Here is a 3,601-nt window from a genome sequence, read left to right on the forward strand (position 1 = left end):
TCAAGCATCCTTGGACTAATGGGCAGGTAGAACGAATGAACAGAACGCTTAAAGAGGCAACTGTAAACAATTTCTATTATGCATCTCATGATGAGCTGAAACAGCATCTGCATGCCTATCTAATGGCTTATACCTTCGCTAAACGACTTAAAGCCATCAAAGGCAAAACTCCTTGGCAATTTATTCTAAATCAGTGGACAATTCATCCAGAATATTTTACAACTAATCCTAACCATTTCTTGGCGGGACTAAACATCTAAGTTTTTTATATAACCTTTTAACTTTTTATAAAATTTAGGAAGATATTAGTTACAGGTTTTATTTATTGCTGCATCTCTTTATATGAAAAACAAGAAAACGGTAAACGCTTCGTATGTAAATTCAGAAATCTTATTTTCCCCTGCTTTGCTCATTATGTTTCGGTATATTTTCACAATTTCAAGATCTTTCAGTAGAACCAGTCACGTAAAAAGTTTAAATAGCAGAAACAAAGTATAAGATTGACATCAAAGAGAGGGGAAAGAGATCAAAAAGCTATACAAGCGATCTAAAAGACGCAGAGTGAAAAGTCATAGAAGAAAGAATCAACAAGCGCAACGAGACGCAAGGAAGGTCGCAACCTAAAGATATACTAGGCTGGTATAGAATGGCATAGTTTATATCAAAAAAATGGCTGGAAGGATCTCCCTAAAGAGTTTAGGTCATGGAAGAGAATATTGAATGACTTTAATAGGCTAAACTATAAAGGAGGCATTCAAGCATTGATGGATAAACCCAGAGCTATCCTCAGAATGAAGATGAGAAAAGTCCTAGCATAGGAATCATCCATAGCCAGAAGGTGAACCGACGCTCTGTTAAACAATGAAGAAATAAAGGCAAAAAAGTGGCGGGTAGAAAACGTCTAGGGGTAGACACCTTAGGCTATTCACTAAATGGTGATGTGCACAAGTGCTAGGCCTCATGATAGAAAGTGCGCCAAAAGTGGGTTTATCCTCTACGCAAGAGACTTGGCTTACCATTGTAAAACAATGGCGACAGGTTGTAGAGCGTTCATTTGCTTGGTTAGATCATTTTAGGAGGCTACCCAAAAATTATTAGAGGTCTACTTTATCAGCCAAAGCATTTATTTCACTAAAATAATGCTACATGGGTTAAAAAAATAGTTTACGTGACTGTTTCTAAGTACTTTAATGGATAGCATAAGAAAAGAATCAAAAGATTCCTAGTGTCATCTCATTATATGTAGATTCTTTATGCAGATTGTTCTGTATACTTTGTACAATAAAATTTAAAAAATATTACACACTACAAATTATCTAATTTCTATTTTTCTAGAGTAATTCTGAAATTTTTTTTGTCCTCTTACCTTAAAAACTACGAAGAAGATAATTGCTTTGCCACCGTTAAGGCGTAGGATAAACACGCAGACTGATCTGGTCTTTCCTCATTCTGAATCCACCAAGTCTTAACTTCAGCCAAAATAGTTCCGATGTGGCGTTGAAGAATACCTTGAGCCAACAACAAGCTTCCATTTAATGGAAAAGGAACTGGAGTAAAAGACAAAATTTCTACCGAATAATGATGCCAATCCTGAAGCGCTTTATCTGGAGATGTAGCAAAAAATTTTGCACACCGTATCCACCATCTCCCCAAAACGATAGAAGAGGGTTGAGTATAAAGACTACTTCGAATATTATGAACTTCCAAAGGATTAAGAAGGGATTCAAATGCTTTTTCTTGTTTACGAGAAAGACAAAGTCCAGGACAAGAGTGGTTTGTAAGACTGACCCAACGTACCCAAGCTTCAGGCACATATCCTGTAGCCCGTTCAAACGCCTCCATAGAAAAAAAATTAAGAGGTGCTTGTAGAAGTTGAGACAATATTCCTGAAGCCACCATTTCTCCTATAACATACCAAGGATTAGAAGCATCTAAAAGTTTAAAAAATTCTTTTGTAATGCGCTCTTTTGAAAGTATTCCTAACATATGTTTCCATCGACAACATCTTAAAAACGCCTGTGCATTCAAAGGTCCCTTTCCGTAATACGCGTGAATACGAAAAAATCTTAAAATACGCAAATAATCTTCCTGAATACGGCCATCAGGATCCCCAATAAATCTTACAATACCTTGATCTAGATCTTCTCGTCCCTGTACTACATCAAAAACTTCCCCTTCAGCATCGACATACAACGCATTAATAGTAAAATCTCGACGCATAGCATCTCCGATCCAATCATGGGTAAACTGAACCATTGCATGGCGCCCATCGTGGGAACACTCTGTGCGTAAGGTAGTAATTTCGTAGGGAATCCCTTCAATAATCGCAGATACTGTCCCATGTTTAATTCCTGTAGGTATGGCTGTTATACCAGCATCTTGAAGAAACTTCATAGTGAGATAGGGAGGACACGTAATAGCCAAATCAAAATCATCTTTTAAAGGAATACCTAAAAGACTATTTCTAACGCATCCTCCTACAAAACGAATTTCTGCTTTTCCTTTAAAACAGGAAAATAATGCTTGCGGTCCAGGATTTTTTAACCATTCAAAAACTGTATTCATTCCGCCATTAAGAGGCCATCTGTGTAAATTCTTGAAGGCGGTCAAGACATTTTCCTGTACCTATAGCCACACACAACAAGGGAGTCTCTGCTACCGTAGTTTTCACACCAGTATGTTCTTCAATACGTACTCTCAACTGGCTCAACAAGGCGCCTCCACCCGTCATAACGATACCCCGTTCTGATATGTCTCCTGCCAATTCAGGAGGAGTTTGCTCTAGAGATTTTTGGACAGTATCCACAATAACAGACATAGGTTCTTCTAAGCTTTCCATCACCTCTTCCCGAGAGGCAGAAATTTCTTTCGGTCGACCACTGGTGATTTCTCTGCCTGTAATTTTTAATTCTTGAGAAGCAGAGTGCTCATCAAACAAAGCACACTTTAAGCGTTCTGCACTATTTTCCCCCACTAACAAGTTATGCATTTTTCGAAAATAATTCACAATGGCTTCGTCCATACGATCGCCACCACATCGTACAGAGACCGAGCACACAATTCCCCCCAAGGAAATTACTGCCACTTCCGTAGTCCCACCACCAATATCCACCACCATAGATCCAGTAGGCTCCATCACAGGAAGATTCGCTCCCATAGCGGCCGCCATCGCCTCTTCAATTAAAAAAACGCTTCTAGCGCCCGAAGTGAGCGCCGCGTCGTGAATCGCTCTACGCTCCACCGGCGTAGCACCATGAGGAACACAGACTACAATGTTTGGACTGCTAAAGAATAGTGACTTTACCTCTTGCTTAACTTTTTTAACAAAGTATTGAATCATTGCTTCAGCCCGCTCAAAATCTGCAATGACACCCCCCCGAAGCGGACGATACACAGTGATATTCAACGGAACTCTTCCCAACATAGACCGAGCTTCTGAACCAACTGCCACAACTTTTCCTGTAGAATTTTGTACCGCTACAACAGAAGGTTGATTTAGTACCACCCCTTTTCTTTGAACATACAAGATTGTATTTGCTGTCCCTAAGTCAATTCCAATGCCTCTGGAAAATTTCCAAAATCTTGACACAACACCTCACTT

At 39.3% G+C, this 3,601-nt stretch carries 3 protein-coding genes; 1 reads left to right on the top strand and 2 read right to left on the bottom strand.

Annotation, left to right across the window (positions count from 1 at the left end; genetic code table 11):
• A partial coding sequence (locus HCUR_RS04370) for an integrase core domain-containing protein (protein ID WP_243397271.1) occupies positions 1-260 on the top strand: 260 nt, incomplete at its 5' end.
• Positions 261-1,374: 1,114 nt separating this feature from the next.
• On the opposite strand, the gene HCUR_RS04375 is transcribed toward HCUR_RS04370, so the two are convergent.
• On the bottom strand, positions 1,375-2,610 hold the full coding sequence (locus HCUR_RS04375; protein ID WP_207760919.1) for a CCA tRNA nucleotidyltransferase: 1,236 nt from the start codon (positions 2,608-2,610) through the stop codon (positions 1,375-1,377).
• Positions 2,573-3,589 (bottom strand): rod shape-determining protein, encoded by a 1,017-nt coding sequence (gene mreB / locus HCUR_RS04380; RefSeq protein ID WP_104206927.1) that lies wholly within the window; start codon positions 3,587-3,589, stop codon positions 2,573-2,575. The genes HCUR_RS04375 and mreB overlap by 38 nt, the downstream gene beginning before the upstream one ends.
• Positions 3,590-3,601: the final 12 nt, after the last annotated feature.

It is taken from the genome of Holospora curviuscula (assembly GCF_002930195.1).
Taxonomy (GTDB): domain Bacteria; phylum Pseudomonadota; class Alphaproteobacteria; order Holosporales; family Holosporaceae; genus Holospora; species Holospora curviuscula.